This window comes from Corallococcus sp. AS-1-12 (assembly GCF_020036995.1).
In the GTDB taxonomy this organism is placed as follows: Bacteria; Myxococcota; Myxococcia; order Myxococcales; family Myxococcaceae; genus Corallococcus.
Genome location: NZ_JAIQDD010000021.1, coordinates 78,482 through 101,847, shown reverse-complemented (window position 1 = coordinate 101,847; position 23,366 = coordinate 78,482). Strand labels below are relative to the sequence as shown.

Sequence of the window (23,366 nt, the reverse complement as noted above, 5' to 3'; positions counted from 1 at the left end):
TCCTACTTGGGAGACGCCAGGGACATGGGCGGCTCGGGCGCCTTGGGGGCGGCCGGGGCCTTGGGGGCCTCGGGCGCGGCGGGCGTGGACTCCTGCGCGGGCACGCCCTTGGGCAGGTCCGTGCGGATGCGGCTCTCCTGGAGCTCGATGTCCACCGTCTTGGGCACCGGCACGTCCAGCAGCGCCTGCCACGCGCCGTTGGGCGTGGTGAAGAGGAAGCTCACCGCCACCGCCTGCTCCGGCGGCAGGGGGATCTTCACCTGCTTCGTGCGGCTCGGGTAGATGACCACCGTCTGGAGCACGGACTCGTCCGGGCTGATGACCTTGGCCGCGACGTCCGCGTAGCCCTCCGTCATCGACGTCTTCGACACCGTGCGGATGAGCATGTACAGCGGCCGGCCCTGATTGGTGCCCGCGGGCGCCTTGACGTTCACCGTCAGGCTGGGCGCCGCGCAGCTCCCCACCACCACCGCCGTCACCAGGCCCGCGGCCAGCCTCACACCCCTGCCCTTCATGGCACCACCCCACGGAATGGCGCCCAAGGCTCGCCGCGCAACCCGAAGCTGATCTCCAGGACCTTCTCGTTCGCCGCCAGCCCACGGCCCGGCAGCACCCACACCACGTTGGACTGATCCGTCAGCGTCGCGGACTCCAGCAGGCGGAAGCAGTTCCACGACGACTCGGACATCTCCATGGAGCGGTAGCGCTTCCCGTCCTGGGACGGCGAGCGCAGCTCCACGCCGATGGACGACGGCTGCGGGCTCCACCAGCTCAGGGGGAACTCACCCCACGCCGGCCGCTGGTTGAAGCCGAACGACGCCGCCCCGCCGCACTTCAGGTACGACAGCGTCACGAAGCTGTCCGGCGTGGGCGCCGTCGGCAGCGGCAGCGGGCGCACCTGCATGGGGATGGGCCGGGGCTTGCCCTCGTCGTCCCACAGCAGCTTCGACAGGCGGCCCAACTGGCCCAGCGCGGTGAGCATGCGCGGGGGCAGCAGCAGCCGCGACTTCAGCGGATAGCGCAGCGTCCAGTCCGTCCCGCGCTCCTCCACCACCGGCGCCAGCACCTGCGTGACGAAGCCCCAGAAGGCCCCGTCCTTGCGGCGCAGCACCTCCAGCTCCACCGGGTCCACCTCCAGCGACGCGCTGGGGTTGAACGGATAGCGCTTCACCAGCGGATCCAGCGTGCGGCGGGCCTGGTAGGTCCACTGCTCCGCGATGACGCGCTCCAGCTCCGCGCGGCCCCGGTTGCGCACGACGATGAAGGGCTGGCGGAACGGCTGGCGGAACTCGCCCACCAGGCCGTGCTGATCCAGCCACGCGTCCACCCGGCGCAGGTATGAGTCCTCCTCCTCCAGCAGCATGCTCAGCGCCACGCGCCCCACCGGCGACAGCATCTCCGCCAACTGCGAGCCCGCCGAGGACGCCGTCGCGCCGGGCGCCGCCGCGTCCTTGGGGGCGGCGGGCTTCGCGGCCGCGGGCTTCACGCCGGACAGCTCCTGCTGAAGCTGCGACACCAGCGTGGTGTAGGCCGCCAGCTCCACGAGCACGCCGCTCTTGTCCGGCGTCATCAACTGCACCACCGGCTTGAAGGGCGCCACCGCCTCGCGCATGGGCGCGTAGTACTCGCTCTCCAGCGGGCCCACGCCGGCGCGGACCGCCACGTCGCGCAGCATCGCCTCCAGCGGCGAGGACGGCTGCAGCAGCACGGACAGGTCGCTGGCCAGCGAGCCTCGCGGCGTGGTGCGGAAGCGGTAGCCCCGGTACGTCGCGTAGAGGTCCTGGCCGTAGCGCCTGGCGAAGGTCTGCACCTTGCCCTGCACGAAGGTGGCGCGCTCCACGGCCTCCTCGCGGGACAGGCTGGACTTGGCGAGCCGCTCCGTGAACTCGTCCACCAGCGGGCTCAACTGCGCCTCGAAGGCGGCCTTGCCCAGCACCTTGCCCACCACCGGGGCCGTCCCGCTGGCGAACTCCGTGTCGTCGTCCCCCACCCCTTCGGTGGCGACCTCCGACGTCGTCTCCCCCGTGCGCGGGTTGAGCGCGTTGCCGTCGAACGGCGTGCGGCCCGTCTCCTTCAGCGAGCGCAGCACCTTGTCCAGGAGCTGCCGCGACACGTCCATGGGACGGAAATCGAAGTCGCGCCGGAGGACCTCCACCTGGTAGCGCGCGTCACCGTCGCTGGGGGCGAAGAGGCCGTCCGCGCGGGTGAGCAGCTCCGCGGGCGTCATGCGGGCGGCGGCGCGCAGCGCGGCGTCCGTCTCGTCCTCCATGCGCAGGATGGCCTCCAGCGTCTGGCGGTTCTGGCGCAGCCAGTCCAGCGAGTCCAGCAGGCTGCCCACGCCCTTCAACTGGCTGGCGTCCGGCTCCGCGTCCGACGCGTTGATGAGGTCCATCACCTTGCGGGCGGAGTTGTACGGCGCGCTCTCCGCCAGCGAGGCGCGCAGGCGCTCCCGGTCGTCCGCGAGCGCGCGCCAGCGGGCCAGGTCCAGCTCCTTCGCGGCCAGCGTGTCCTGCAACTGCATGAAGTGGTCGCGCCACGGGCCCAGCAGGCCGTCCAGCGACAGCCAGACGTAGGGCCAGCGCGTCCAGGGGACGTTCTCGTCGAAGGGCCTGTCGCTGGCGATGACGTAGTTGGCGATCATCGGCTCCGCCAGCCCCATCGCCTCCAGCCAGTTGTGCTCCTGGTCGGTGCTGGCCAGGCTCAGCCCGAAGGCCTCCGCCGTCCACCCCAGTTGCTTCTTGTGCGCCCCGTGCACGCTGTTCAGCACGAACTTGCCCAGGTCCTCGTTGCGCGACGCGTACAGCACGCCCAGCGTGTAGAGCACCTGCTCCGGACGGCACAGCGTCTCCATGTGGCAACTGTCGTCCACGGCGGGCGCCGGGATCAGCGGCGTGGCGCGCGTGCCCCGGCTGGCGAAGGCGGGCGCGGGCTGGCAGCCGGGAATCTGGCTCGCGCAGCGCCGGCACTGGTCCTGGCACTTCTCCAGCATCGGCTTCAGGTAGGACATCCGGATGCTGCGCGCGAGCCGCGAGCGCAGCTCCTCCCACTCGTCGGTGAAGCTGTGCGCCAGGGGCGGCCAGTAGCGCGTGGCGCCCCAGAGGGCCTCCATCGCCCGCACCGCGTCGCTCGTCTGGGACTCCACCACGGAGCCGGACACGCTCTGGTTGCGCTCCTCCAGCCGCTGCACCGTCACCTGGAACGCGTCCAGCTTGTCCTGCGCGCGCAACAGCAGGCGGTAGAAGTGCGCGTACGCCAGCAGCACCGGCAGGCACCCCACCGCGAGGATGGCCGCGCACCGGCGCAGGTGCATCCAGCGGTAGTCCCGGACGAGCAGCTCCGCCGGCTGGTCCGCCTGCACCGCCAGCGCGCCCGTGGGCTGGGCGTCCGGCCCTCCCGAGGACAGGTACACGCGCTTGAGGTTCAGCGGGTACGCCAGCGAGCCGCCCTCCAGCAGCGTGGACACGAAGCGCCCCAGCGCCGCGAACGCCTCGCCGCCGCGCGAGTAGAAGGACGCCAGCCGCTCGAACGCGTCCGGCGCGAGCGAGGTGAGCCCCAGCGCCAGGTACTTCTCCATGGGCTGGAGCGCTTCTCCCAGCTCCCCTTCCCTGCCGGGCGGCGGAACCTCCAGCTCCAGCGGCACGCCGTTCTTGCGCAGGAGCTGCGCGAAGTCCGCGTAGCCGTCCAGCGTGTCCATGTGCGTGAGGACCAGCCGCGTCTCCACGGGCGCCTGGCACACCTCCGACAGGAGGTTGACCTTGCCGCGCAGGAGCTGGGTGACGCGCTTCACCTCGTCCGGAGACGTCTCCAGCAGCCAGTTCACCTTCAGGACGATGACGGCCCGGCCCACGTGCCGGCGCCCGAAGGTGGCCTTCCACAGCCGGCGCAGCGCGCGCCGCGCGTGGCGCGAGTCGTCCTCCAGCACGGGCGCGGCCAGCTCCTGCACCACGACCTCCGGCCCCAGGAACACCTTGAGGAGCGGGTCGTCCGTGTAGCTGGGCATGAACTGGCGCTGCTGCCGCTCCCAGTCCACCTCCGCCTCGATGAGGTCCGACTTGCCGCTGCCCGCCGGGCCCAGCACCACCAGCGTGGGGAAGTCCCGCACGGACGCGCGGAAGCGCCACGGCAGCTTCGCCAGGAACTGCCTGCGCACGGCCAGGAGCTGACCGGAGCCGAGCGGCTTCTGCTCGCCCGCGAGCGACGGGCCGCCCTGCTGCCGCTTGCGCCACCAGAGCGTCACGCCCACGCCAATGGCCGCGAGCACCACCACGATGCCCAGCACGAGCACCCAATGGGCCTTCAAGGCCGCCAGCATGGACTGGATCGCGCCCACGTCAGCCGCCGCTCCTTCCGCCCGGCTTCACGGCCAACTGGAGCGCTTCCAGCACGTCCTCGGCCTCCTCCAGCGTGGAGGTCAGCTTCGCGCGCAGCTTCTCCTGCTCCTGCGGCGACGGCAGCATCCCGTCCCCGGGCGGATCCAGCGCCAGCAGGCCCTCGCGCACGGAGTCCAGCAGCGGCTGCACGCCCTCCTTCAGCGACCCCAGCTCCGCGCCCACCCGCTGCTCCAGCGCGTCCAGCAGCGCGAGCGTCCGGGGAGGAGCCTTGGGGGCCGGCGCGGGAGGCCGTGCGTCGTGTGTCGGGAAGGGCCTCAATTGGAGACCCACCACAGGAAGACGGGCAGCCCCAGCACGATGGCCGCCGTCACGGCGTAGTAGCGCACCGGGAAGTCATAGACGGTGGGCACCGCCGCGGGCACCACCGGCGCGGGCGGCGCCATGGCGGCCGGCTGCGGGATGCGCTGGGAGATGCGGTCCTTGAGTTCGCGGATGCGCTCCGGCTGCCCCACGAGGCGGCCCGTGAAGCCCGCGGCCAGGCAGAAGCGGATCATCTCGAAGACGATGGAGGGCGTATCGTTGCGACGCAACTTCTCTTCCACGAACTCGTAGAAGAGGTCTCCGCCCGCATCCACCTGGAACAGGTTCTGCTGCAGGAGCGGCCAGAGATGTTGCTCCGCGTCCGCCAGCCGCCGGAGCACCCACTCATCCAGGAAGAAGACGAAGGGGCGGATCAGATCCTCCACTTCGTCCGGGCGCATGTCCGCGCCGAACGCGGCGCGCAGGCGCTCCAGCTCCACCATCAGCGCCTGCTCCAGGTGGCCCAGCGCTTCCTGCCCCACCCTGCCCTGCGGCCGGCGCGCACCCGGGGCGGGCTCGGCGGGCAGCGCCCGGTCGAGGAGCTGGCGCACGCGTCGCTGCGTTGCCAGGAGTGCGTTCCAATGCTCCAGTTTCATGAGAGTGTTTGACTATGTTGGAAGCTGTAGCGGCCCCAAACCCGCCACCGAGGCCTTGAGATCAACCGTCGCCTCGTTGTTCCAAGCATCAAGCAGGTCCCTCAACTGCTCAAGAAAGCAGATGACGACAGGCTCGAAGCTCTGGTCGAAGGGCTCCATCACGGCTTCATACGCGTGGCGGAGCCCCGACCCCTTGAGCGCGCTGTCGGGCACGACACTGAACTTCAACTCCTTGAGCCACGGAAGGACGCGGCGGAACGGGCTCTCCGCGGGGGTCCCCAGGTGACCCAGCAGGGCGACCACCTCGTCCCGGCCCAGCGTGGGCTTCGCCTTCCACGCGAGGAACTGCGTCAACGCCTCCACGTCATCCCGTAGCACGCTGTCGCGGTGCGGCTGGAGGCTGCCCACCGTCTGCCATTTCAGGCCCTCGATGTGACGGCCCGGCACGGACACGTCCACCCTGCCCGCCGCCTGCGCGGAGAACTGCGGCTGGTGCCACAGGGCCTCCAGCACGATCTTTCGCGGCGCCGTGAAGGCCTCCGGCATGCGCACGATGAGGCTCTGCCGGGACGCGAGCTTCTCGTCGAAGGTCTCGTCCACCTCGTAGCTGGGGCCCTTGCCGGGCAGGAAGGCGGGCCGCAGCGGGGCCAGGCCCGCCTTGGTCATCTCGAAGACGCCCGTCACCGAGTGCAGGGTGAACTCGCGCCCCGCGCTCATGCTGATGATGGGGTGCTCCGCGCGCGTGCCGTCCGCCACCACCACCTGCGCGGGCTCCGCCTTGAGGTTCACCACCGGCACGGTGAAGAGCTGGAAGAAGTCCGGGTGCAGCGAGCGGCCGACGTTCCAGTCCTTGTCCAGGTCCAGGCAGAGGCAGAACCGCATCCAGGAGCTGCCGCGCGGCGGCGGCACCTTCACGTGCACGAAGAGCTGCTGCTCCGGGAACTGGAAGAACGCGCGCAGGCGCTGGAACGGGTGCGCGTAGAGGCCGCTGTCGTCCGGCGCGGGCGGGTCCCGGTTGAAGGACACCTCGCAGGGGCTGCCCACGGAGTGCTCGTCCGCCTCCTCGTCGTAGACGACGCTCACCTGCTTCAGGTGCTTGCGCAGCGCGTGGAACACCGCCAGCGACGAGCGGTAGTCGTCCAGGTGCCGCACGTGCAGGCTGAGCACGTCGATGGCGTCCTTGCGCGCGAAGCGGGACTCGAAGCGGAGGATGAGCCGGTGGCCGCTGCGCACCTGGGGCACCACGTCCGTGCCCTTGAGGAAGATGGGCAGCACGCGCAGGTCGCGCTGGAGCCGGAACGAGCCCGCCACCCCTTCCGCGGGCGTCAGGCGCAGCTCCGTGCCCCGGGTGAGCAGCACCGGCTCCACCATCTTCTCCGTGGGCACGGCCTGCGCCATGGCGGCGGCGGGCACGGGCTCCAGCAGGAAGTCGAAGAAGCCCGCGAACAGCCGGCGCCAGGTGGAGCGCAGGTTGTGCAGCGTGGCGTGCCGCGTCTGCACGGAGAAGAACGCCATCGCCTCGATGAGGCGGCGCACGTCCGGGTCCTCGCGGTCCAACGGGGCCGCCGGGTGCCGCTCCTGGAAGCGCTGGCGGAAGCGCTCCAGCCCGTCCAGCTCCGACAGGAAGTCCAGGTAGATCTTCTCCGAGAAGTCCTTCACCGCCCGCTCTCCCGCCGTACGTCAGTCGTCGCCATGTGTGGGTCAGTCGTCCGTCTTCAGCCCAGCTTCACCAGCGCGCCGCCCACGCTGGTGATGGAGCCCTTCAGGTTCGCCATGCCGGAGCTCTCCAGGTCGAGCTTGCCGGTGCCGGACACCTTGGTCATCGCGCCGGACATCTCCGCCTGCGACTTGCCGGCCAGCTTCAGCGTCACGCCGTCCACCTTGGCCTCGCCGCCGGAGGTCACCATCTCCGCGCCCATGTTGCCCTTCATGGCCAGCTTGGACGTGGCCTCGATGTTCACGTTCGCGCTGGAGGACAGCTTCGCGTCGCTGGTGGCCGTCTGCGTGAGCTTGGCGCTCGTCTTGAGCGTCATGTCCTTGGTGCTCTCCACCGTGAGCGTGTCCTGGCTGGTCCACTTGGAGACGCCCTTGGACTTCATCGTGATGGTGTCGGTGTCGAAGGTCAGGTCCTTCACCGTCACCACGATGCTGTCCTGCTTCTGCACGATGGTGCTCGTCTCCTGCTGGCCCTTCACCGTGATGGTGATGCTGGTGCCGTCCATCACGATGGTCTGGGTGATCTTGTCATCCCCATTGTCGACCTGGACGGTGATGCCGCCCTTCTTGTCCAGTTCGATCTTGCAGACCAGCGTTCCCGCCGCTCCCGGTCCTGAAGCTCCCATCGTCCCTCCCGCCTCAGGCGGACTCTTCCTTCACCAGGATGAGCAGGTTGCCTTCCTTGAGCTCGACCTTCTCCGTGTCGCTTTCGTTCGTGCGCTGCAGGCGCCACAGCGGCTTGTTGTCCTCGTAGAAGTGCCTCATGGACGTGCCGCTCGTCGTGGTCTTGCCGACGAGCAGGTGCACGCCCTGCCCGTCCGAGGGCAGCCGCGCGCCCGCCCGCCAGTCCAGGTTGCGCTTGAGCCACGCGCGCAGGAAGTCCAGCGCCACCAGCACCCGGGCGCCCTTGTAGGCCGGGAAGTAGAAGTGCCCCGGCTGCAGGTTCGCGTTGAAGGGCACCTGGACGATCTGGTTGGCGAACAGCGGCAGCTTCACCTTGTAGCTGTCCAGCGACGTGGCCTCGTCCGTGTACGCCTGCCAGGTCTCGTCCTTCTGCTCGCCCACTTCGCTGACGACGAGCCCCTCCACGAAGCGCGGGTACACCGGCGCGGTGAAGGGCGGCAGGTCCACGTGCGCCTCCGCCTTCTTCTCCAGCCGCGTGGTGAGCGAGATGAGGAAGCGGCTCTCCGGCTTGGGCCGCCGCACGGGCTCGTCGCCCGAGGGACCGGACGCATCCCCGCCCGAAGGCAGCTCCCCCTCCTCCACGGGCAGCGGCTCCGCGCGCAGGCTCATCCGGCGCACCCGGAAGTCCTGCGTGGCCGGCACGCCCGCGGCCGTCCACCCGGCCGTGTCCGGCAGCTTCACCAGCGCGCCCGGGGCGAAGGCCACCGCCGGGAAGCGGTTCCAGTCCAGCTCCACCTCCAGGCCGCGAATCTTGAGGCGCGCCGTCTCCAGCGTCACGCGGGCCTGCACGTCGTCCGCGATGTCCGTGCGCAGCAGCACGTCCTGGCGGATGCCGGTGACGGCCTGGGCGTTGGTGATGGCCTGGTTCTTGGGGCTCTCCGCGGCCGCGTTGAGGATGGCCACGTCGTGGCGCGCCACCTCCGGGAACACCACCGACACGCGGTCCACGTCCGCCGCGCGCAGCGTGAGGGGCGTCCCGGTGGCGTCCTTCGTCGCGCGCAGTTGGTAGCCCTGCGCCGTGTAGTCGTACGCCAGCACGCCGTTGCGCGTGTGCACGAACCAGACGACGAAGTCGTAGAAGCTGGCGCCGGACTCCGGGGCCAGGCCCAGGAAGATGAGCGGCAGCGTCTTGTCCAGCTCCGCGGCCCAGTCATTGGCCAGGGTGATCTTGTCGCCCTTGTGCGCGTCCAGCACGTCCTGGAGCGTCTTCTGCGTGTAGAGCACGCACGGGTGGTGCTGCGTCCACAAGAGCCGCGCGGGGTCCACGAAGCGCACGGTGTAGTGGCGGTAGGTGATGCCCGCGCCCTTGGCCCGGGCGACGGCCTCCTCCGTGAGGGCCTTCTCCTGCACCAACCCCTTCACCTTCAGCGACGTGAAGGTGGGCTTCGTCGCCGTGTCGGAGTGCACGGCCTTCAGCTCCAGCGCCACCTCCGCCAGGTCCGGCTTGAGGAAGTCCGCCAGCAGCGTGTCCTGCTTCTGTCCGCCGTGCGCCGTCTCGTCGAGCACGCGGAACTCCACCCTCCCCTCGTGCCCCCAGCCGTGCAGATCCAGCTCGAAGGCGAGCACGTCCGAGGAGGGGATGGCGTGCGCCGTCCCGCCGATGGTGAGCGTCAGGCCCAGGTCCAGGCGGTCGGCGAAGGCCATCAGGTGTCCTCCGCCTGCACGCGCACCCGGCCGGTGGTGGAGTGGAACAGCAGCGACAGGTGGCAGGGCTGCCCGTCGAAGGTGCCCTTGCAGTCGAAGTACAGCCACAGCGCGCTGTCACGGCCGCGCAGCTTCACCTCCGGGTCCACCAGCCGCGGCTCGTGCCGGGTGATCTCCTGCTGGATCTCCGCGGTGAGCGCCTCCACCAGCTCGCGCGTGCCCAGCTTCTCCGTGTACCCGCCCAGCCCGAAGTCGTGCATGAAGAAGCCGTAGCCCTTCTTCGTGTTGAGCACGGCTTCGATGTTGCGCATCACGTGCTCCAGGCTGTCGCGGCTGTTGGCGTGCTCCCTGCGGGCCGCGAACTTGTCCAGGAACGGTGCGCGCGCCATGGCGTCTAGCTCCTCCGCCAGAACAGCGAGGTCTGGGCGCCCCGGAGCGCGGGCGTCACGTAGAAGGCCAGGCCGTCCTCGCGCAGCGCGTGCTGCCACTCCTCGCCCTGGCTGAGCAGGTACCAGTCGATCTCCGGCCCCAGCGCGTGCGGGAAGGACGGATACGGCACGTGCTTGAAGGGCACGCCCTTCAGGGCCTGGCGGCGCACCAGCGGCAGCCGGGAGGGGCTGGCCAGCTTCACGCCGTCCAGCGGCGTGCGCTCCCCGGGCTGGGTGCGCTGCACCAGGAGGTACGCCTCGCTGGCGGAGCGGATCTCCGGCGGCAGCGGCGTCATCTGGAACTGGCCCTCCTTCGCCTGGAAGGCCTTGTGCGTGGAGCGCGTGGCCTCCGGCTGGAAGCTGCGCTGGAGCAGGCGGATCCACCCGCCCAGGGACTCGTTGAGGCCCTCGTGCTGGTACACCGGCATCTGCTCGTCCGGGAGCATCTCCAGGTAGCAGCACGCCTCGAAGTACAGCCGGCGGAGCGCGTCGAACAGGTGGTACGGGTGCACGTACACCTGCCGGAACATGTCCCGGCGCAGCGCGATGAGCCGCTGCACTTCGAAGAGCGCCCGGCGCGCGTTGGTGAGCCGGTCCGTGCGCAGGTACGTGTCCGAGATGTTGGTGAGCAGTTGCTGGCGCACCTGATCCAACAGGTCATCCAGCGTGGAGAGCAGCTTCTCCAGGAAGGGGTTGGGCCCCACGAGCAGGAGCGGCGGCACCCAGTCCGGGGACGTGTGCCACGCGCCGTCCTCGTCCTGAGACACGGCGGCCAGCCCCAGCGAACCGATGGTCCCGTCCAGCACCGGCTCCGTGGACAACTGGAGCTTGTGGAGCACGCGCTGGAGCACCGGCGGATCATCCGCGTACAGGCGGATGCCCTCCGCGCTGACGGTCTCCTTGAGCACGTGCAGGTAGACGATGAACTCCGTCCTGCCCACGGCTTCCAGCGACAGGGGCGAGATGACGGAGTTGCCCGGGACGTCCAGCAGGTCCCCGGACTTGGTGACGACGGTGAGCGCGGAGATGGACAGGCTGCCGCTCTGCAGGAGCGACTCGTTCCAGGCCAGGTTCGCGACGCCGTAGGAAGGCAGGCCGGACAGCGTGGAGTGGAGGCGGATCTCCGCGTCCAGCGCGTCCTCCTGCGCGACGAAATGCTCCGGAAGAAGCGTCTGGCCTACGTGCCAGCGGACCCGTGCGAGCTTGTACCGCTGCATACGCCGTTCTTTCCTTCCACCCGCCTGAACCCGGCCGGGAGCGAGACCTGCTCCCGGCCTGGTTTAGACCCGGACCGCGGCCGATGCTACTTGGCGGCCGCCTCGGTGATGCCCCACTTCTTCGCGATCTTCTTCGCGGAGGAGGTGGCCAGGTTCAGCGACTGCTCGGTCGCCTGCGGCTTGATGCCGATCTGGAACGTGAAGTTCTTGGGCGACTGCACCTCACGCGACTCGTTGTCCGCGATGGACATGTTCAGGTCGTCGCCGTTCTTCTCGAGCAGGCCCTTCATCTCCGCGTCGAGGAAGTTCGACTTGAAGTACTTCTTCCCGATGGGGTCGTACTCGTAGATGACGTACTTGAAGTTGACTTCGATGTTGCTGAAGTTGCCCAGCAGCATCTCCGCCACCTTCTGCTTGTTCGCCACCGACACCTGGCCGGAGAAGTACATGGCGTCCGTCACGCCCGTCTCCCACAGGTAGTGGTTGAGCACCGCGACGACCTTGTCGGCGATGGCCGCGTCCGGGTTCTCAGGATCCTTGATGGTCTCCTGATCCGCCGCCAGCGCCTCGCCGCCAATGGTGATGGCGGTGATGTAGCCCACGGGGGTCTGCTTGTCCTTCTTGAAGTTGAAACCCTGATACACGTCCAGGTTGCGCGAAAACTGGGGCATCTGTCACTCCAGGGTAAGGGGGGCAGGCGCTCACCTGCCCCAAGTGGGAAGCGGCTCAACCGAGCCGCGACTCGAGCATCAGCTCCACGTTGAGGCCTTCGAACTGGATGTGCGGGAGCACGGCCAGCTTGCAGTCATACCAACCGATCTCACCGGGACGCGGGAACACCGTCACGCTGCTCGCCTTGAACGGGAAGCGGCGCACGGTGAGGTCGTCCGGGTTGGCCACGGTCGTGACGTAGTTGGACAGCCACGAGTCCAACTGCCGCTGGATGTAGGGCGCGTCCGCCGTGTTGCCGATGTTGTCGCGCATGATGCACTTCACGTAGTGCGCCAGCCGCGTGATGGAGAACGTGTAGGCCAGGTTGGTGACGAGCTGCGAGTTCTCCGAGTCCTTGGGGTCCTTGAACGTCTTGGCGACCTTGGCGGACTGGGTGCTGAAGAACGTCGCGTCGCTGGAACCCTTGCGGTACACGAGCGGGATGAAGCCCGAGCGCGCGAACTCGTACTCGCGGTAGTCGGGGATCGCGATCTCCACCGGGGCCTTGATCTCCTCCTGGCCGCGCAGGGAGAAGGTGTCCACGGGCAGGCCCGTGATCAGACCGCCGCCCTTGGGGCCGCGGATGGACTGGCACCAGCCGGAGATCTCGAACGCCTTCACCATGTTGCGCGCGAGCAGGATGGCGGAGTTGCCCCAGAGGTACTTGTCGGAGTCGCCGCGCGCCGTCTCGGTGAAGTTGAGGACGTCGCAGGGGTTCTTGTCCGGGTGCCAGGGCAGGCGCAGCACGTAGCGCGGGAAGGTCAGGCCCACGTACGCGGCCTCCTCCGTGTCGCGGAACGCGTTCCAGCGGCCGAAGCGCGGGTGGGCGAGCACGCCCTCCAGGTTCTTGATGGCCTCCATCTCCTCGATGGTCTCGCAGCCGAAGAACTTGTGGTTCACGGCGGAGATGAACGGCGCGTGCGCGGCGTTGGAGACCTTGGCCATGCGCTGCAGCCAGGTGAGGTCCGCGGGCGACGAGGAGAAGTCGTACAGGCCCACGATGGCGCCGAAGGGGCGGCCGCCGTACTGGTCGTACTCCTGGATATAGACCTTGTCGAACAGCGCTCCGGCGAAGATGTTGCTGGAGTTGTTCTCGAAGTCCTCCGCCAGCTCATCCTTGGCGACGTCCAGGATGTCGATGGCGATGTTGGCCTTGAAGTTGGTGTGGTCGACCAGGTCCTCCAGGCCGCGCCACGTGGACTCCAGCTTCTGGAAGGTCTCGTTGTGGAGGATCTCGTTCATCTGCGCGTCGATCATGCGGTCGATGCGGCTGATGACGTCCAGCACCTGGCCCTTGTCGAAGCGGGCGGTGTTGTCCGGGCCCTCCACGGGGGCCACGTTCTGCAGGAGCGCGGCGACGCTGGAGAGGAAGCGGCTCTCCAGGGTGACCTGCTGCTCGTCGCCCGCGGGGGCGAAGTTGGTGGTGATCATCGGCGCCGATTCCTGGGGCGGATCGAGCCGGACGCTGGTGAACAGGCGCTTCAGGTAGGTGGTCTCAGCCATGGCGGAGTCCTTTTAGAAGTCGAAGGGTTGGGAAGGCGGATCAGGAAGCGGCCGGGGGCTTGGCGCCCGCGGCGACGGTGGCGGCGACCGCGGCCGTGGCGGCGGCGGCGCCCCCGGCGGGCTTGCCAGCGGCGGCGGCGGCACCGGCGGCGGGCGCGTCCGTCTTCGCGGTCTCACCGGAGGGCAGGCGCATGGTCTCGTAGCCCTTCAGCTCGTTGAGCAGCTCCTTGAGCGCGTCCGGCTTGGAGAACAGCTCGTAGAGCTCGCGGCGCAGGTCCTTGCGGTTGTCGATGTTCGACTGCATCTCCACGAGGAGCGTCTTCAGGAGCAGCAGCGCCTTGAGCTTCGGCACGTGCTTGACGATCTCATCCGGGTGGAAGGACTTCATCCGGTCGATGGGGAGCGTGACGTTCAGCTCCGACTCCACGTCCGGGTTGATGCGGTTGGGGACCTCGAAGTTGGCGGACATCTTCATGTCCTTCATCAACTCGTCGAGGTTGCGGCCGTCCACGGACCGCAGCTTGCGCGTCTCCAGGTCCGTCTTGCGGTCCTCGGAGGAGCCCAGCGAGAAGTCGCCCATGACCAGGAGGCGCAACGGCAGGTTCACCGTCTCCTGCTCGCCGTTGATGGTGGTGCGGTACGTGAGGGTGATGCGGGATTTGGGAAGCTGGTCCTGAATGGCCACGGTGACTCCCTGACAATCGCAGTGCGTCGGATTCCCCCCAGTCCTACTGGAGCCGCCCCGGGAGTACGCCCTGCCGAGTGAACATTTACAGCCTAGGCGCGATCAGGAATTCCCGTCAACCAGCCGACATGACAGGTCTAGCGGGGTTCGGATGATCGCAGTTGAGCGGTGTCCCCCGTGAACAGGAGGACCTCCTGGGTCTGTTCCGGGCCTCCTACCAACGGCTCGTAGCCCAGGTGGCTTCCGTCGATCAGCCGCGCGTAGCTGCTCTGATCACGCAGGCACAGGATGACGGCGAGCGCGAGCGGGGTCTCCGCGAGGCTCGGGAGGATGCGGGTGTTGAGGCGCCGGCGGGCCTCCACGGCCCAGGGGGTGCCGGTGCCGGAGTGCGGCTCGTTGAGGAACAGCCGCACCTCCACCCCGCCGGTGGGGACGGTGGCGAAGCCGCCCACCGCGCTGCCGTCTCCGAGCGCGGCGGCGCCCAGGCGGATGCCCTTGGCTTCGATGCGCTGGCGGCGCGTCTCGCGGCGCACCACCACCTCCGCCTCCGGGAAGACCTTGGCGAACAGCCAGTGCAGGCTGCTGGGGCACGCGAGCCGCAGCAGGCGCAGCCGGTGCGCGGTGGAGTGCTCCCAGCCGGGCAGCAGGGACTCGTCGCGGTCCGGGAACTGGCCCGCGAAGCGGGTCCGCAGCAGCAGGTGGTCGAAGTAACCCAGGAAGTCCGCCATCGTGTCCTGCTCCAGGCGGTCCATGGCCTGGAAGAGGAACGAGGGCAGCGGCGTCTGCAGGCTGAGCAGGCCCAGGTTGACGGTGATGACCACGCGCTTGCGCGGGTGGCGGGTGAACTCGATGGCGTGCACCAGGTGGGGCTGGTGCACGGTGCTGCGGTGGCTGCGGAACTCCACCTCCGCCTCGCCGTAGCCCTCCTTGGCGAGCAGGTCCAGGAGGGCCGGCACGTCGAAGCTGCGGATGCGCTCGCTGATGCGCTCCTCGACGGTGAGCTTGCGGCCCGGCTGTTCGCGCTCCAGTGCCATGGGGCTATTCGTCGTATTCCGGGCCGCCGCCGCGCGGCGGGCGCGCCTGGGCGACGAGGAACGCTTCCAGGTCCACGCGGTAGAGCTGATCCATGGCGCGGAAGGACAGCGTCTCCGTGTTGTGCAGCATGGGCTCGATGGCCTCCGCGTGCTGCGTCAGGCCGTTGAAGAAGCCGGAGAAGAGCTGCGGCAGGTACACGCGCGGGTCGAAGCGCTCCACCGTGGCGAGCACGTCCACGGCGATGACGCTCGCCTTGGTGTAGTCCTCGCGCTCCACCAGCGCCTCGAAGGCAGACAGCTTGCGGACCAGCAGCGCGAGCGCGGGAGACATGGGCACGCCAGGCCCCGTGTCCTGCGCCTCCTGGCGGGCGGCCTTCTTGCGGCGCGCGGGGCGGACCTCCTCTTCCTCCTCCCCTTCTTCGTCGTCCTCTTCTTCCTCGTCGTCCTCCGGAGCGGCGGCGAGCTCGGGCTCCGGCGCCGCGGCGGGCCGGGGCTCCTCCGGCGGGGGCAGGAAGGGCACGGCCTGGGCGTGGGAGCGCAGCGCGCCGAGCAGCGTGCGCATGGCGTCCATGCACGCGCTCTTCTGCAGGATGGCGAGGGCGGCGATGAGCGGGTCGCCCAGGGCCAGGGCCTCTTCCATGGGCTCGCGGTTGCCGGGCGCGCTCCAGGCCTGCCATTGCGCGTCCTTGAGGCGCGAGTGGTGCTCCAGGTGCTTGCCCATCATCTTCAGCAGCCAGCGCAGGCCGGTGTCCGCGAAGACGAGCTTCTTCTCCACCGGGCCGAAGAAGTCCCAGTTCTCCGTCAGCGTGCGCTTGAGGGAGCGGAACAGGACGGGCAGCGCCTTCATGCCGTCCGCGAAGAAGTGGCCGAAGAGGTACGGCCCCACCAGGCGGATGTCGCGCACGCCCTGGCGCAGGAGCGCGGCGGCGGCGCGGGAGGCGTCCGCGTACTCGCTCTTGGCGACGAAGCCGGTGATGGCCTCCAGGCGCGGATCCGGTCCCTCGGACTCGTCGAGCGGTACGGGGGCGGTGGTGAACTCCACGTCGAGCAGCGTGAAGTCCACGGGCTCCAACACCTGCGCGGGGCTACCCATCGATGGCCACCATCTGTCCGGGGGCGGTGATCTGGATGACGCCGCCCCAGTTGCACATGCACTTGGAGTTGCTCTCCAGCGCCGGCATGTTGCCGATCAGCACCTTGGGACACCCGGGCACCCAGGGGGCCGCGGTGACGGGGATGCAGGGCATGGGGGTGAGCGCGCCGAAGGCCGCCGCGGTCGCCGCCGCCACCATGGGGTTGGCCAGGGACTGGCACATGCCGAAGGGCAGGATGTTCATGAACGGCTTGTTGTCCATGATGTTCGCCGCGGGCGTGGTGGCCATCACCCGGTTCACGGGCAGCACCATCAGCGACGAGGGCGCCATCCCGAAGCTGCATTGGAGCATCGCTCCCATCACGACCTGCGCACCCATGGACCGCTCCTTTTTCAGCGCGCTGACGACGGATCATCATCGCCTGAAGCCTCGGCGCTTTCCAGCAGCCGTCCTCGCAGGGCGGTGAGGGCCTGGAACATCGGGTCCCTCGCCTTCTTGTGCAGCGCGCCGGTGAAGAACTGCGAGGCGCACCACGCGTCGTCGACCGCGCCCTTCACCCGGTGGGGAAAGAGCGGAAAGAACTCGATGCGGTCGGGCAGGAAGTCCCCGCCCAGCAGCATTTCGATGCGCCGGTGGATCTCCTGCTCGCCGGACGAGGGAGCAGGCGTGGCCCCGGTGAAGGCCAGGAGGATGAAGCGGGAGTGGCTGGCGAGGCCGCCGGTGGACACGGGCACCACGCTGGTGCCCGCGAGGAACGGCAGGTCCTCCAGCGCGGCGGTGACCTCCTTCGCGGAGTAGGTGCGGCCGTCGTGCCGGAAGCCCAGGGTGCCCGCGTAGTGGTAGCGCTGGCGGATCCGCGCGAGCAGGACGTGACCCGGCGGGTATTCCTTGTCCGGCAGCAGCGTGAAGACGCCCACGTCCGTGGGGGCGCCCTGCCCGCTCTCGTTCGGATCCTTCAGCGTCCACGCGCGGCCCGGCACGGGGAGGACGTCCGTGTGCACGTCCGTGGCCGGCTCGTTCACGCCGCGCGACGACACCAGCACCGCGCCGCCGACGGACGCGTCGATGAGGACGTTGGAGGACGGCACGCCCTGGAGGCCGCACTGCTTCACCCACGCCCGCCACGCCTGGGCGTCGAAGGGCTCCTCCGGGCTGCGGAACCAGTGCTGCACGTTGCGCAGGCTGGCGCGGTGGCGCACGAGCAGGTCTCTCAGCTTCGGCGTGACGCCCAGGGCGCGCAGCGGGTGCTCCAGGAGCGGGGCCGGGTTGAGCGCCAGGTCCGCCATCTCCAGGTGCAGGTAGGTGGCGCCGCGCAGGAGCGTGGCGAAGAGGAGCGCCGGCAGGTGCTGGAGCACCGGGAAGTCCGGCGCCGCGAGGAGGTCTCCCTGCGACAGGCCGAAGGTGAGCATCCCGTCGCCGATGGCGCCCTTCCACGCGTTCTCCGCGGTGAGGGGCACCGGCGTGTGCGGCGGATCCACCAGCGGCGAGAAGAGCAGCCCCACCACGTCCGTGGGCTTGTACGTATGGGACGTGAAGCCCGGCGCCCCCCTCCCCTGGCTCTTGAGCAAAAGCTGCTCGTGGCCCTTGAGGAGCGGGAGCTGGTGGGGCTCCGCGGCGATGAAGTCCGGCGTCAGGGACTCCAGCCGCGTGGCCATGGCGCGCGGGCCCATGGGCGGCAGGAGCGTGAAGCAGCCGCCCAGCTTCAGCGTGGCCAGCAGCGACACGAGCAGCTCCTGCCCCACGCCGTGGACCAGGCACACCTTCGCGCCCGGCTCCACGCCCTGATCCGCCCACTCGCTGGCGCGGCGCGAGGCCAGGTCGTGCAGCGTGCGGTAGCCCAGGGCCTGCCAGCCCTGGATGCGCTGGTGCGTGCGGAGCGCGGGGCGCTCCAGCGCGACGTGGCGCACGATGAGATCATGGAAGAAGTCGTACTGCTGGCCCGGGCGGCTCTTGGGGGGCGGGACGCCCCGGCCCGCGTGGGCGTCCGCGAGCGCCACGGCGAACCCTTCCGGATCCTCCCAGCTCTCCTGCCACCACTTCGGGGCCCCGGACTCCGGAGCGAAGCCGGCTTCCAGTTGCCGGAGGATGTCCTTCACGTCGAAAGGCATGGGTGTCTACCGCGAGGGAAAGTCGAAGCCGACCTTCACCATGAAGCGGACCTTGGAGCGCACGTTGCTGTCCGGGGCGTAGTCGATGGGGGTCGCCCCGCGCTTCGCGGGCGTCTGCTGCGGCTTCGCGCGTTCAATGGACGTGGGCACGACGGCGCGCACCAGCGGGTGACGGGCCTGGAGCGGAGGGACGTGGATGTCCACGTCCCGGCCGAAGAGCCACGCGCCGCAGCGCCAGAGGACGTCGTGGCGCCGGAGGAGCAGCGTCCAGAAGCGGTCGCGCGTCTCCGTGGCCTCGAAGAGCAGCGGTGAGCTCCCGTCCTCGCGTGCCTCCCCGGGGGCCGCGAGCAGGGCGCGCAGTTGCTGCGCCACGCGCTCCACCTCGTTCACGTCCTCGGGGGTGACGGGCGAGCGGCCGGCGAGCTTCGCCTCGTGCTGGCGGAACAGCGCCACGAGTCCGAGGCAGTCCCCCACCACGTCGCGGTGGCCCTCGCTGTGGGCGGACGCCACGTCCGCGGCGGAGAGGAAGGCGGCCTCCGCGAGCGCCTCCGCGGTCTTGAGCAGCTTGCGGCGCAGTTGCTGGGCGCGGTCGAAGAGGGCTCCGAAGGTGCTGGCCCGCATGTCGCGCTGGATGCGCAGCGCGGCCCAGGCCAGCCCCTGGGCGAGCAGCGGCAGTTCGCGCAGCTCCTCGACGTTGACGCCTGGGAGCGCGGCGAGCTCCGGCTCCCGGGCGAGCACGCTCTCCACGCCGCGCTTTGTGTTGTGGAAGGCGAGCGCGATGTTGGAGCGGCACTCCTCCACGGCGCCTTCGAGGGCACGCGCGGGGGCCAGGAACACGTCATAGCCGGGCTCGGAGCCAAGGGCTTCCAGCTCGGCGATGTCGTCGGGCCCCAATCCCGCTGTCGCGTGCTGGCCTCCAGCCATGCCGGGCAGGATAGCGGGCGCTTCCGGGCGTCACAACCTGGCGCCCTGCCCGGCCGCGTCAGGTGACTCGCGGGGTGGGATGCACGCCTGGGGACCCAGGGGGGCGCCGTCAGACGAGGATGAGGTCGTCCTCGTCGTCCGCCTGGGAGCTCCCCGTCTGGGTGCCCAGCACGTGCTCCGTGCGGCGCAGGCGTTCGTCGCTCAGGTCCGAGACGAGCATCAGCACCTGCGGGTGGCTGGAGATGAGCGAGTCGAAGTCCTCGCGCGGCAGGCGCAGCAGCGTGGTGTGGCGTGTGGCCTCCACGGTGGCGGTGGCCGGCGTCTTCTGCAGGAGGGAGATCTCCCCGAAGAGGTCCCCTTCCCTCAGGAGGGTCAGCCGCTGCCCGCTCTTGTGGACCTCCACCTCGCCGGAGAGGATGACGTAGAGACCGTCCGTGGCGTCGCCTTCGCGGATGATGACGTCGCCGCGCTCCACGTCGCGGGCCCGGAAGCGCTCCACCAGGTTGCGGCGATCCTTGCGGTTGAAGGGGCGGAACAGCGCGGAGCTGTTCATCACGTTCGCGAGGAGCCGCTCGCGGCAGAACTTCTTGAGGGCGATGGCGACGGGCGGATGGCTGCGCGAGAGCGTGGCGAGCACGGCGGCGGAGATCTCGAGCACCTGCGTGTCGTCGGACACGGACTCCACGGAGGCGGCGCGCGGGGCTCCGGACAGGAGCGCCATCTCGCCGAAGAAGGCGCCACCCTGCAGAGTGGCCAGGTCCTGGTGGCGGTCGTCCTCTTCCTTGAAGACGCGCACGCTGCCTTCGCAGATGACGTAGAAGGCGTCGCCGTGCGTGCCCTGCGCGAGGATGCGCTCGCCGGGGCCGAAGCGCCGCAGCGGGCAGCGTTCGAAGAGCTGGATGAACGCGTCGCGCGGCAGGTCGGAGAAGAGCGGGATGGACGGCAGCGCGTCCCAGGTGCCGGGCCCGGCCTCCTCGGTCAACTCGTAGATGGGCTCCTCCTCCTGCGCATGTTCGGCCAGTCCGCGCTGGGCCGCGAGCTCCACCGCGTGCAGCAGCGAGTCCGCTTCGATCTCCAGCTCCGTGAAGCTGGAGACGCGCAGGGACGCGCGCCAGGGCTCCGGGGCTCCGGAGGTGGTGGGCACCACGGAGGCTCCGGTGGCGACCGTGGCCGTGGGCCTGGAGGGCGTGTCGACGCGGCGGGGGCGCAGACCCGGGGGCGCGGCCTGCGCGGGAGGCTTCGGCTCGGTGGGGGCCGGCGCGGTGTCGGGGCCCGTGATGGGCGGCGCGAGCGCCTGCCAGCGCCCGCTGGGCGTCCGGATCTGGGGAAGCTCGAACATGGGAGCTGGGGACGGCGGTGCGACTCGAACGGACTGGCCCGTCAGCGCGGGTGCGGCGCGTGGCGCGGCGGTGACAGGCACCGCGTGTGTCTCAGGCGGCGCGGGAACGGCTACAGGCGGCGCGGGGACAACCGCAGGCGGCGCGGGGACAACCGCAGCCGGCGCGGAGACAACCGCAGCCGGCGCGGGATGGCTCGCGGTCGTTGGCGCGGCGGAGCCGTGCACCGCTGGCGACTCAGGCGTCACGGGCGCTTCGGGCACGTCCTGCGCGGGCGCGAGCTCCACCTCGACGGAGAGGACCACCTCGGTGTCGTCCGCGATGGGGGCGGGCGCGCTCGACAGGGCCAGCTCAGGCGGGAGTGAGTCCGACAGGTCCACCGGTGCTCCGCTGGCTTCCAGCGGCTCCGGGGGCACGGGGTGGGTGGCCTCTGGCGGGGGCTCCCGTTGGGTGACGAGGCTCGCGGGGGTGGACGCGGTGTCCTTCGGCTTCGCCCTGGACGTGGCCGGCGTTCCCCTTCGAGCGTACAGGTCCGCGAGCATCTGCTGCACGCCCTGGTGGGACGGATCCAGCTCGAGGATCAGCTTGCTCGCGGCGATGGCGCGCGGGAGGAAGCCCTCCTTCGCGAAGCCCTCCGCCGCGGACTGGTACGCGGAGACGGCGCGGCCACGCTGTCCGGCCTTGGCCCATGCATCGCCCATGCGCAGGCGGCTCTGGTGGTCCTTCGGCTCCGCCTGGCAGTAATCCTCGTACAGCTCGGCGGCCTTGGCGAAGCGGCCCTTACCGAAGGCCTCCGTCGCCTTGTCCTTGAGCGCGCGGGACTCCATTCACCGCGCCCCGCCAGCCGCCGTGCCTTCCTTCGTCGGCGAGGCCCCCGCCGCGACGCGGACCTCGCGGAAGTAGTCGCCCTTCAGCGCGTCCAGCGGCTCTGCCTCCGCGCCGGTGTTCATCTTGCGCAGCGCCGTGGCCGCCGCGGCGCGGATCTCCGGCAGGTCGTGGTACAGGTCCCGCCCCACCACCTCCGCGGACTTCGCGTCACCCATGGCCCCCAGCGCCAGCAGCACGTCGCGCCGGGCCACGCTGTTGGAGTCGTCCAGCGCCTTGAGCAGCGTGGGCACCGCGCCCTTCGCGCCCATCCGCCCCAGCAACTGCGCCGCGAGCGCCGCCTCCGCCCCACCCTCCTTCACCACGACCTGCAACGCCTCCGACGCGGACGCCGGCGGCGGCCCCACGCGCGTCAGCGCATCCAGGACCACCAGCTTCTCGCTGCCCATCTTCGGCAGCGATTCCACCAGCGCGAGCTGCCCGGCCTCGCCCTGCTCCGCCAGCGCCAGCGCCAGCGTCTTCTGCAGCTCGCGGTCGGGCTCCAGCAGCGCCGCGCGGGTCACCTCGATGCCCTCCGGCCCCACGGACGCGAGCCCCACCAGCGCAGCCGCGCGCAGCACCGGGCTCGCGTCGTCCGCGTAGCCCTTGAGGATCTCCAGCGCTCCAGGCGCCTTGAGCGCCCCCAGCGCGGTGAGCAGCGTGGCCAGCGGCTGCAGCTTCGCGGGCTCCACGTCGTCGCTCAGCTCCGAGGGGACTCGCGGCGGCACCACCACCCGCCCGGCCTGCTTGGCGCGGGCCGCGTTGAGGGCCTGGAGCCGCTCGAAGAGCTGCGCGTGCTTGGAGGACCGGGGATCTTCCTTCCCCTTCGCCGCGTCCGGGCGCGGGGCCGACGGATCCAGGTCCGCGGCGTACTTCTGCGGCAGCGCCTGCGGGATCCAGTCTGCGCGCAGCGTCGCGAGCCCGGCGACCTCCTGCTCGTAGAGCTTCTGGATGACGGGCACCACGGAGGCATCGCCCACGTGCGTCACCGCCTCCACCGCGAGCGTGCGCAGCCCGGCGTCCGGCTGGTTGAGCCACGGCGTCACCTTGGGCAGCAGCGCCTGCGCCGCCGGGCCCAGGCCCGTCACCGCCTGGAGCCCCGACGCCGCGGTGGCCGGGCGCGACAGCCGGTCCGCGATGGGCTCCGCCGGGCAGCCGCCTCGCGAACGCATGGCGCGGGCGGCGTCCAGGGCTTCGTCCCGGGCGCCGTCGAGCGCGATGGCGCACAGCGCGGCGTCCGTCGCGGGCGTGCGCGGGAAGGTCAGGATGGCGTCGGTGGCCAGCGGGCTCACCGCGCTCTTCTCCACCGCCACCGCCTGGAGCTTCGTCGCGGCGGTCGGGTCCTGCAGCTTCATCAGCGCGCCGATGGCGGACTCGCGCAGCTCCGGGAAGCTCTCGTCGAGCAGCAGCGCGATGGGGGCCACCGCGCGGGTGTCGCCCGCGTCGCCCAGGCCGCGCACGGCGGCGGCGGCGAGGATGACCTGGCTGTCGCGCACCATGGGCAGCAGCCGGTTCACCGCCTCCGCGCGGCCGCTCTTGCCCAGCTCCTCCGCGGCGCCCACTCGCTCCGGGAGCGCGCCCTCGGTGAGGGCCAGGAGGTTGCGGTCCCAGAGGCCCTTGGACTCGGCGGCGACGACGGTGGCCATGGCGCCGGGGACGTTGGCGCTCTTGAGGGCCTGGACGATGACCCGGCGCGTGGCGCGGCCCCGCCGTCCGTACTGGAGCGTGAGGTACGCCTTGGCCTTGTCGTTCTTCACCTTGGCGAGCGCCAGGGCGGCCTGGCCCTGCACGGCCTCGTCGGGATCCTCCAGGAGCTCTCCGAGGAGGTCCACGACGCGCGGGTCCTGGCTCTCCCCGAGCGCGCTGGCGGCCTCTCCGCGGACGATGGCGGAGAGGTCCTTGGCGGCGCGGGTGAAGAGGACCAGGTCGTCCGCGTTGTTCTGCTCGGCGAGCTTCCTCACGGCCGCGGCGCGGATTTCGGGACGGGGGTCCTGGATCTCCGCGAGGAGCTGATCCCGGTTGCCATTGCACCCGACGAGGAGGGTCAGGGCGAGGAAGAGGGGTCGCACGCGGATTCGCATCGTTCTCCCGGAGCGGCGGACGCTGGAGGTAGGCGGCGGTTATATCAAC

19 protein-coding genes are annotated in these 23,366 nt (G+C 70.3%); all 19 read right to left on the bottom strand.

From position 1 onward, the window contains the following. Positions 1–2: 2 nt before the first annotated feature. Positions 3–515 (bottom strand): hypothetical protein, encoded by a 513-nt coding sequence (locus K8556_RS27410; protein ID WP_223743062.1) that lies wholly within the window; start codon positions 513–515, stop codon positions 3–5. After that, positions 512–4,330, bottom strand: coding sequence for a type VI secretion IcmF C-terminal domain-containing protein (locus K8556_RS27405; protein ID WP_223743061.1), 3,819 nt, complete (start codon positions 4,328–4,330; stop codon positions 512–514). The genes K8556_RS27410 and K8556_RS27405 overlap by 4 nt, the downstream gene beginning before the upstream one ends. 1 nt (position 4,331) lies before the next feature. After that, complete coding sequence (locus K8556_RS27400) at positions 4,332–4,649, bottom strand: hypothetical protein (RefSeq protein ID WP_223743060.1); 318 nt, start codon at positions 4,647–4,649, stop codon at positions 4,332–4,334. Continuing rightward, positions 4,646–5,242 (bottom strand): DotU family type IV/VI secretion system protein, encoded by a 597-nt coding sequence (locus K8556_RS27395; RefSeq protein ID WP_223743059.1) that lies wholly within the window; start codon positions 5,240–5,242, stop codon positions 4,646–4,648. Before K8556_RS27395 ends, K8556_RS27400 begins: the two co-directional genes overlap by 4 nt. Positions 5,243–5,299: 57 nt before the next feature. Then, positions 5,300–6,946: a type VI secretion system baseplate subunit TssF gene (locus K8556_RS27390; RefSeq protein WP_223743058.1), complete on the bottom strand. Its 1,647-nt coding sequence runs from the start codon at positions 6,944–6,946 to the stop codon at positions 5,300–5,302. 56 nt (positions 6,947–7,002) lie between these two features. After that, positions 7,003–7,629 carry a hypothetical protein gene (locus K8556_RS27385; RefSeq protein WP_223743057.1) on the bottom strand — a complete coding sequence of 209 codons (627 nt, stop codon included), beginning with the start codon at positions 7,627–7,629 and terminating at the stop codon, positions 7,003–7,005. A gap of 13 nt (positions 7,630–7,642) precedes the next feature. Further along, positions 7,643–9,331, bottom strand: coding sequence for a hypothetical protein (locus K8556_RS27380; protein WP_223743056.1), 1,689 nt, complete (start codon positions 9,329–9,331; stop codon positions 7,643–7,645). After that, on the bottom strand, positions 9,331–9,720 hold the full coding sequence (locus K8556_RS27375) for a GPW/gp25 family protein (protein ID WP_223743055.1): 390 nt from the start codon (positions 9,718–9,720) through the stop codon (positions 9,331–9,333). The genes K8556_RS27380 and K8556_RS27375 overlap by 1 nt, the downstream gene beginning before the upstream one ends. 5 nt (positions 9,721–9,725) lie before the next feature. Further along, positions 9,726–10,976: a type VI secretion system baseplate subunit TssK gene (gene tssK / locus K8556_RS27370; RefSeq protein ID WP_223743054.1), complete on the bottom strand. Its 1,251-nt coding sequence runs from the start codon at positions 10,974–10,976 to the stop codon at positions 9,726–9,728. Positions 10,977–11,062: 86 nt separating this feature from the next. Then, the gene (locus K8556_RS27365) at positions 11,063–11,647 is read right to left on the bottom strand and encodes a hypothetical protein (RefSeq protein ID WP_223743053.1); all 585 of its coding nucleotides are present in this window, start codon (positions 11,645–11,647) and stop codon (positions 11,063–11,065) included. A gap of 55 nt (positions 11,648–11,702) precedes the next feature. Further along, entirely contained in the window at positions 11,703–13,190 is a 1,488-nt protein-coding gene (tssC, locus tag K8556_RS27360) for a type VI secretion system contractile sheath large subunit (RefSeq protein ID WP_223743052.1), read from the bottom strand. Positions 13,191–13,230: 40 nt separating this feature from the next. After that, on the bottom strand, positions 13,231–13,875 hold the full coding sequence (gene tssB / locus K8556_RS27355; RefSeq protein WP_223743051.1) for a type VI secretion system contractile sheath small subunit: 645 nt from the start codon (positions 13,873–13,875) through the stop codon (positions 13,231–13,233). Between the two features lie 137 nt (positions 13,876–14,012). Continuing rightward, a complete protein-coding gene (locus tag K8556_RS27350) occupies positions 14,013–14,909 on the bottom strand; it encodes a hypothetical protein (RefSeq protein WP_014396951.1) in 897 nt (298 codons plus the stop codon). Positions 14,910–14,913: 4 nt separating this feature from the next. Continuing rightward, the gene (locus K8556_RS27345; RefSeq protein ID WP_223743050.1) at positions 14,914–16,002 is read right to left on the bottom strand and encodes a type VI secretion system protein IglI family protein; all 1,089 of its coding nucleotides are present in this window, start codon (positions 16,000–16,002) and stop codon (positions 14,914–14,916) included. Then, positions 15,995–16,381, bottom strand: coding sequence for a DUF4280 domain-containing protein (locus tag K8556_RS27340; RefSeq protein ID WP_223743049.1), 387 nt, complete (start codon positions 16,379–16,381; stop codon positions 15,995–15,997). The genes K8556_RS27345 and K8556_RS27340 overlap by 8 nt, the downstream gene beginning before the upstream one ends. Before the next feature lie 14 nt (positions 16,382–16,395). Then, positions 16,396–18,111 (bottom strand): long-chain fatty acid--CoA ligase, encoded by a 1,716-nt coding sequence (locus K8556_RS27335; RefSeq protein WP_223743048.1) that lies wholly within the window; start codon positions 18,109–18,111, stop codon positions 16,396–16,398. A gap of 6 nt (positions 18,112–18,117) precedes the next feature. Then, positions 18,118–19,005: a hypothetical protein gene (locus K8556_RS27330; protein ID WP_223743047.1), complete on the bottom strand. Its 888-nt coding sequence runs from the start codon at positions 19,003–19,005 to the stop codon at positions 18,118–18,120. Positions 19,006–19,144: 139 nt separating this feature from the next. Further along, positions 19,145–21,199 (bottom strand): cyclic nucleotide-binding domain-containing protein, encoded by a 2,055-nt coding sequence (locus tag K8556_RS27325; protein ID WP_223743046.1) that lies wholly within the window; start codon positions 21,197–21,199, stop codon positions 19,145–19,147. Further along, complete coding sequence (locus tag K8556_RS27320) at positions 21,200–23,317, bottom strand: HEAT repeat domain-containing protein (protein WP_223743045.1); 2,118 nt, start codon at positions 23,315–23,317, stop codon at positions 21,200–21,202. Positions 23,318–23,366 lie beyond the last annotated feature (49 nt).

What these genes read in the sequence shown, in the direction of transcription:
- K8556_RS27345 (WP_223743050.1), bottom strand. Translation starts at nt 16,002, where the DNA reads ATGGGTAGCCCCGCGCAGGTGTTGGAGCCCGTGGACTTCACGCTGCTC.
- tssC (WP_223743052.1), bottom strand. Translation starts at nt 13,190, where the DNA reads ATGGCTGAGACCACCTACCTGAAGCGCCTGTTCACCAGCGTCCGGCTC.
- K8556_RS27385 (WP_223743057.1), bottom strand. Translation starts at nt 7,629, where the DNA reads ATGGGAGCTTCAGGACCGGGAGCGGCGGGAACGCTGGTCTGCAAGATC.
- K8556_RS27410 (WP_223743062.1), bottom strand. Translation starts at nt 515, where the DNA reads ATGAAGGGCAGGGGTGTGAGGCTGGCCGCGGGCCTGGTGACGGCGGTG.
- K8556_RS27335 (WP_223743048.1), bottom strand. Translation starts at nt 18,111, where the DNA reads ATGCCTTTCGACGTGAAGGACATCCTCCGGCAACTGGAAGCCGGCTTC.
- K8556_RS27380 (WP_223743056.1), bottom strand. Translation starts at nt 9,331, where the DNA reads ATGGCCTTCGCCGACCGCCTGGACCTGGGCCTGACGCTCACCATCGGC.
- K8556_RS27365 (WP_223743053.1), bottom strand. Translation starts at nt 11,647, where the DNA reads ATGCCCCAGTTTTCGCGCAACCTGGACGTGTATCAGGGTTTCAACTTC.
- K8556_RS27350 (WP_014396951.1), bottom strand. Translation starts at nt 14,909, where the DNA reads ATGGCACTGGAGCGCGAACAGCCGGGCCGCAAGCTCACCGTCGAGGAG.
- K8556_RS27325 (WP_223743046.1), bottom strand. Translation starts at nt 21,199, where the DNA reads ATGGAGTCCCGCGCGCTCAAGGACAAGGCGACGGAGGCCTTCGGTAAG.
- tssK (WP_223743054.1), bottom strand. Translation starts at nt 10,976, where the DNA reads ATGCAGCGGTACAAGCTCGCACGGGTCCGCTGGCACGTAGGCCAGACG.
- K8556_RS27375 (WP_223743055.1), bottom strand. Translation starts at nt 9,720, where the DNA reads ATGGCGCGCGCACCGTTCCTGGACAAGTTCGCGGCCCGCAGGGAGCAC.
- K8556_RS27320 (WP_223743045.1), bottom strand. Translation starts at nt 23,317, where the DNA reads ATGCGAATCCGCGTGCGACCCCTCTTCCTCGCCCTGACCCTCCTCGTC.
- K8556_RS27340 (WP_223743049.1), bottom strand. Translation starts at nt 16,381, where the DNA reads ATGGGTGCGCAGGTCGTGATGGGAGCGATGCTCCAATGCAGCTTCGGG.